The organism is Streptomyces calidiresistens (assembly GCF_014141525.1).
GTDB classification, from domain to species: domain Bacteria; phylum Actinomycetota; class Actinomycetes; order Streptomycetales; family Streptomycetaceae; genus Streptomyces; species Streptomyces calidiresistens.
In genome coordinates this window covers 1-6623 of sequence record NZ_VKHS01000252.1, presented here as the reverse complement: position 1 = coordinate 6623, position 6623 = coordinate 1, and the positions used below count along the sequence as shown (strand labels likewise).

At 74.0% G+C, this 6623-nt stretch carries 3 protein-coding genes; all 3 read right to left on the bottom strand.

The window, feature by feature from the left end; translation table 11 throughout:
- The coding region (nhaA, locus tag FOE67_RS12460) for a Na+/H+ antiporter NhaA (protein WP_182663574.1) at positions 1–1329 on the bottom strand (1329 nt) is incomplete at its 3' end.
- Positions 1330–1494: 165 nt separating this feature from the next.
- Entirely contained in the window at positions 1495–3495 is a 2001-nt protein-coding gene (gene acs / locus FOE67_RS12455) for an acetate--CoA ligase (RefSeq protein WP_182663572.1), read from the bottom strand.
- A gap of 295 nt (positions 3496–3790) precedes the next feature.
- Positions 3791–6157: a SulP family inorganic anion transporter gene (locus tag FOE67_RS12450; protein ID WP_182663570.1), complete on the bottom strand. Its 2367-nt coding sequence runs from the start codon at positions 6155–6157 to the stop codon at positions 3791–3793.
- Positions 6158–6623: the final 466 nt, after the last annotated feature.

Here is a 6623-nt window from a genome sequence, read left to right as displayed (position 1 = left end):
GGCGGAGGGGGCGCGGCGCCGGCGCAGCCGGGCCAGCAGGGCGGCCAGGCCCGCCGAGAGCAGGGAGCCGACCAGGACGGCCGCCTTCGCCTCGTCCCCCAGCGCCGGGTGGTCGGGGAAGGCCAGGTCGGCGATGAGCAGGGAGACGGTGAAACCGATACCCGCCAGCAGTCCCACCAGCAGCACGTCCGCGCGGCCCAGGGCGGGGTCGAGGCGGGCCCGGGTGAAGCGGGTGGCCGCCCACACGCCCCCCACCACCCCCAAGGGCTTGCCCACCAGCAGGCCCAAGGCCACGCCGAGGGTCTCGGGGCGGGTGAGGACATCGGTCAGATCGTCGGCGGAGACGCCGACCCCGGCGGCGAACAGCGCGAAGGCGGGCACGGCGAAGCCCGCCGAGATCGGCCGGATCCGGTGTTCCACCCGGTCGGCCGGCGAGTGCGCCTCACCCGGCCGGGGTTTGGCCCGCAGGAGCAGGCCCAGCGCCACACCGGCGATGGTGGCGTGGATGCCACCGGCGTGCACCATCACCCAGATCCCGAGGGCGAGCGGTGCCAGCAGCCACCAGGCGGTCACCCCGCGCCGCAGCGCCACGTGGAACAGGACCAGGCCGCCCACCGCCGCCGCCAGCGGCCAGGGTTCCAGGTCGGAGGGGTAGAAGACGGCGATGACGATGATGGCGCCCAGGTCGTCGACGATCGCGAGGGTGAGCAGGAAGGCCCGCAGCGCGGCGGGCAGGGATCTGCCGACGACGGCGAGGACGCCGAGGGCGAAGGCGATGTCGGTGGCCATCGGGACGGCCCAGCCGTGCGGGTTGCCGTTGCCGATCAGGGCGATGGACAGGTAGATGACGGCCGGGACGATCATCCCGCACATCGCGGCGGTGATGGGGACCGCCGCGGCCCGGGGGTCCCGCAGCTCGCCGAGCACCAGCTCGCGCTTGAGTTCGATACCCGCGACGAGGAAGAAGACCGCCAGCAGCCCGTCCCGGGTCCACTCGGCCACCGACAGGTGCAGGTGCAGCACGTCGGGGCCGAAGGTGAAGTCGCGGACCGCGGCGTAGGCGTCCGACAGGCCGGTGTTGGCCAGGATCAGCGCCAGGGCGGCGGAGACCAGCAGCACCATCCCGCCCACGGTCTCGGTGCGCAGCGCCTCGCCGATGCGGGTGCTCTCGGGCAGGGGGAGGGGGGCGGGGAAGACGCTCCCCGCCGGTGGCGTGCCGGGCTCGCCCTCCGGGGGCGGCTCCGGGGCCCCGGCGGGACGCTGCTCCTCGGCCACGGGCGCACCTCCGGTGGTTCTCCGCGGATCCGGACCGCTCAACGCTAACCGCATCGCCGTTCGACCGCCCGGTCGAACGGCGATGCGCCCCGTCGAACGCGCCCGGCGCCGGGACGCGGACGGACCGCGTCCCGGCGCCGGGTGTGCCGGGTCCGCCGTCCGTCCCGGTGCCGGGGACGGCGGACCCGGGTGGGTCGCCGAAGGTGTTCGGGCGCCGGCTCAGTCCTCGCCGCCGCCGCTGCCGGAGGGCAGCTTCGCCTGGATCAGCTGCATCACCGAGGAGTCGGTGAGCGTGGTGACGTCGCCCAGCTCGCGGTTCTCCGCCACGTCCCGCAGCAGACGGCGCATGATCTTGCCGGACCGGGTCTTGGGCAGTTCGGCGACCGGCAGGATCCGCTTGGGCTTGGCGATGGGGCCGAGCTGCTTGCCGACGTGGGCGCGCAGCTCCTCCACCAGCCCTTCGTCCTCGGCGGCCGAGCCGCGCAGGATCACGAAGGCGCAGATGGCCTGGGTGGTCTGCGGGTCGGCGGCGCCCACCACGGCAGCCTCGGCCACCTTGGGGTGGGAGACGAGCGCGGACTCCACCTCGGTGGTCGAGATGTTGTGGCCCGAGACCAGCATGACGTCGTCCACCCGGCCCAGCAGCCAGATGTCCCCGTCGGTGTCCTTCTTGGCGCCGTCGCCCGCGAAGTACAGGGGCGCGTCCTTCTCCACGCCCGGCACCGAGCCGGCGCGGAAACGGGACCAGTAGGTGTCGATGTACCGCTGGTCGTCGCCCCAGATGGTGCGCAGCATCGAGGGCCACGGCTGGGTCAGCACCAGGTAGCCGCCGTTGCCGTCGGGCACCGCGTTGGCCTCGTCGTCCACCACCGTGGCGCCGATGCCGGGCAGCGGCACCTGGGCCGAGCCGGGCCTGGTGGAGGTCACGCCCGGCAGCGGGCTGACCATCATGGCGCCGGTCTCGGTCTGCCACCAGGTGTCCACGATCGGGGTGCGACCGCCGCCGATGTGCTCGCGGTACCAGATCCACGCCTCGGGGTTGATGGGTTCGCCCACCGAGCCGAGGATCCGCAGCGAGGACAGGTCGAACTTCGCCGGGATGTCGTCGCCCCACTTCATGCACGCCCGGATCGCGGTCGGCGCGGTGTAGAGGAGGGTGACGCCGTACTTCTGCACGATCTCCCACCACCGGCCCCGGTGCGGGGTGTCGGGCGTGCCCTCGTAGATCACCTGGGTGGCGCCGTTGGAGAGTGGGCCGTAGACGATGTACGAGTGCCCGGTCACCCAGCCGATGTCGGCGGTGCACCAGTAGACGTCGCTCTCCGGCTTGAGGTCGAAGACCGCGTGGTGGGTGTAGGAGACCTGGGTGAGGTAGCCGCCGGAGGTGTGCAGGATGCCCTTGGGCTTCCCGGTGGTGCCGGAGGTGTAGAGGATGAACAGCGGGTGCTCGGCGTCGAAGGCCTCCGGGGCGTGCTCGGGGGACTGGCGGCCGACGGTCTCGTGCCACCACAGGTCCCGGCCCTCGGTCCAGGCGGTCTCCTCGCCGGTGCGGCGCACCACCAGGACGTTGCGGACCTGCTCGGTGCCGGGCCGGGTCAGGGCCTCGTCCACGGCCGGCTTGAGGGGCGAGGGCTTGCCGCGGCGGTAGCCGCCGTCGGAGGTGATGACCAGCCGGGCGTCGGCGTCCTTGATGCGGGTGGCCAGCGCGTCGGCGGAGAAGCCGCCGAAGACCACCGAGTGGGGGGCGCCGATGCGGGCGCAGGCGAGCATGGCGACGACGGCCTCGGGGATCATCGGCAGGTAGATCGCCACCCGGTCCCCGCTGCTCACGCCCAGCTCCAGCAGGGCGTTGGCGGCGCGGGAGACCTCCTCGCGCAGCTCGGCGTAGGTGATGCTGCGGGTGTCGCCGGGCTCGCCCTCGAAGTGGATGGCGACCCGGTCGCCGTGGCCGGCCTCGACGTGGCGGTCCACGCAGTTGTGGGCGACGTTCAGCCGGCCGTCGGCGAACCACTTCGCGAAGGGGGGATTGGTCCAGTCGAGGGTCTGTTCCGGTTCGGTGGCCCAGTCCAGCCGGCGGGCCTGCTCGGCCCAGAAGCCGAGACGATCCGCGGCGGCCCGTTCGTAGGCGTCGGCGGTGACGTTGGCCCCGTCGGCGACCTCGGCGGGCGGTGGGAACCGCCGGTCCTCCGTCATGAGATTGGCCAGACTCTCGTTGCTCACGACATCTCCCTTGCGGCGTCAGCATGTGTCCCGGAACACACCTCACCAGGCCATCTGCCCTTTGACAAGGGTTTCCGAACAAGTGGTCCAGACCTGTCGCGGTGAGCGGTCGTGTCCGCGCGGCGAGCGGTTCGGCGGCGCGACGAACGGGCGACGGGGGAGAAATTGGACCCGGCTCCGGCGGGCGCCGACCCGCCCGTTCGGCGGGGCGGGCCCGGCGACCGACACGGCCCGGGACGGGGCGCGGCCGGGATGACACCGGCCGCGCCCCGACACCCGGGGCCGGCGGCCCCGCTCACCCCGTGAGCACGTCCGGACGCACCGAGGTGAAGACGGCGGGCCCCGCGTCGGGGTCGCCCGTCGCCCGGACGCCGGCACCCGCCGCGTCCAGCACGTAGGCCTGGGCCTCACCCACGTGGAAGTACATCCCGCGCAGGGTCAGCGTGCCCTCGCGCACCGCCCGGGCGACGCACTCGTGCCGGGTCAGGTGCTCCACCTGCTGCAGGACGTTCGTCAGGCACAGGGCCTCCACCCCGTCCGCCGCCGGGCGGTCGTCCAGCCGGGGTGCGTCGCCGCCGGCCGCCTCCAGCCGCTCCAACGAGGCGTGGCCGTGGCGCAGCCACCGGTCCAGCGGACCGGCGCCGCCGGCCCCGGTGCCCGAGGCGCGCAGGGCCTGCATCGCCCCGCACCCGGAGTGGCCGCACACGGTGATCGAGCGCACCCGCAGCACGGTGACCGCGTACTCGATGGCCGCCGCCACCGAGGTGTCCCCCTCCTCCGTCCCGGGGACCGGCACCAGGTTGCCGACGTTCCGCACGGTGAACAGCGACCCCGGCCCACTGGCGGTGATCATGCTGGTGACCAGGCGGGAGTCGGCGCAGGTCAGGAAGAGCTGACCGGGCCGCTGTCCCTCGCGGGCCAGCCGGGCCAGCTCGTCGCGGACCAGGGGGGCGGTGCGGGACTGGAAGGCGCGCAACCCGCTGAGCAACTCGTCCACCGTGTCGGGCACGGCCGGGGGGACGGAGCCGGCGGCCCCCGCCGGGTCGGCCCCCGCCGCAGTGGTGGCCGCGGGGGCGGTGGCCGCCGGTCCGGGGAGGGCCGGGAGCCCGACGTGCCGGTAGTTGTGCCAGGGCAGGCGGGGACGGCGGAAGGCCAGTTCGGCGGCCGGCTCGGCGGCGGGCTCCCCGCCGCCGTCGACGATCTCCACGCGTCCGCCCCGGTCGGTGTGGGCGGTGCGCCAGTCGTGCAGCGTCTCGTAGGCGGCGTGGTCGAGGAACGAACCGGTCAGCTCCACCGTGACCACGGTGCCCTCCGGGACCCGGGCCAGGACCCGGCTCAGGCGCGGCACGGCCAGGAAGGTCAGCGGCCCCTCGGCGCGGACGCGGTGGGAACCGTCCCCGGGCTCGTCCACCGTGATCCGGGTGTGGGTGAGCCGGTGCAGGGCGAGGACCACGGCGCAGGCGATGCCGATGCCCACGCCCTCCAGCACCCCGAGGAGGATGACGCCGACGGTGGTGGCGGCGTAGACGACGGTCTCGCGGTGGCGGGTGACGTTGCGCAGGTGGTGGATGCCGGCCATCTGGAGACCGACCACCATGACCAGCGCGGCGAGCGCGGCCAGCGGGATCATCTCCAGCATGTTCACCAGCAGGCCCGTCGCCAGCAGGACCCAGCAGCCGTGCATGATGGTGGATTTGCGGCTCACCGCGCCCGCCGCCACGTTGGCGGTGCTGCGCACCGCGACCCCCGTCACGGGCAGCCCGCCCAGCGCGCCGGAGACGACATTGGCCGCGCCCTGACCGCGCAGCTCGCGGTCGAGGTCGGCGCGCGGGACCGGTGCCCCGCCGCGCCGGCGGCGGGCGGTGGCGAGCTTGTCCACGGCGACGGCGGACAGCAGGGACTCCACGCTGGCGACCAGGGTGACGGTGAGGACGGCGGCGATCAGCCCGAGCACCGGGCCCTCCGGCATGCCGGGCAGGGCGTGGTTGCTCCAGGAGGGCAGGTCCACCCGGGGGAGCCGCAGGCCGGCGAGGGCGGTCACGGCGGTGGCCAGCACGACGGCGGCCAGCGCGGCGGGCATGGCCCGCCGGATCCGCTCCCCGGTGCCGCCGCGCAGGCGGGGCCACAGGAGCAGGACCGCGATGGTCAGGGCTCCGACACCGACCGCCGCCGGGTCGAGCCGGGCGAGTTGCGCGGGCAGCTCGGCGAGGTTGTCCGGCACCGAGCTCTGCGGACTGCCGCCGAGCACGACGTGCAGCTGCGCGATGGCGATGGTGATGCCGATACCGGCGAGCATGCCGTGCACGATGGCGGGGCTGACGACCAGCGCGGTACGGGCGACCCGCAGGGCGGAGAGCGCCAGCTGGGTGAGGCCGGCCAGCACGGTGATGGCGCAGGTCACGCGCCATCCGTACTGCTGGATGAGGTCGGCGGTGACCACGGTCAGACCGGCGGCCGGACCGGTCACCTGGAGCGGCGCGCCGCCGAGTCGTCCGGCGACGATGCCGCCGACCGCGGCGGCCACCAGGCCGGCCTGGAGGGGGGCGCCGGTGGCGAGGGCGATGCCCAGGGACAGGGGTAGGGCGATGAGGAACACCGCGATCGATGCGGAGAAATCGGCGCGGAACCGTTCCCGGGGAGTGGTGGGGGCGCAGGCGGACATTTCCGTCTCCGTCCGTCGGAGGGTGGTCGGGGAGGGCACGGAGGGTCGACCGGTCGGGCCGGTGCCCGGGGCCGGTCGTGACGCCGGTCGCCGGCGCGCGTGGCGTCGCCGGTGGAGGTCCGGCCGATGGGGACGGACCGGGGCCCGGGGCGCCTGCGGCGGGGGCCGGGTGCGACCGGTGTGACTACCTTCCGTGTCGGTATGACTACTCTCAAGGCTTGGTAAACGAAGAGTAATGCCGCGTAAAGGTCTGCACTAGTCCAGACCCCCTCTCCCGCGACTGATTCCATCCAAAGGGTGAAAAAAGCTGTCTTATCGCTTGTCATATCAATGTCTTTAATGACTTGCGGGGGAGCGTGGTCGTCCCGGTGCGCACCACACCGGGACGACCACGCACGCGGGAGGACCGATGACGGGTGGACCAGGAGGAACGCGGCACGGGGGGTCACGGGGGCCACGGGAGGCC

Coding starts and splice junctions, on each gene's coding strand:
- FOE67_RS12450 (WP_182663570.1), bottom strand. CDS start 6,157: ATGTCCGCCTGCGCCCCCACCACTCCCCGGGAACGGTTCCGCGCCGAT.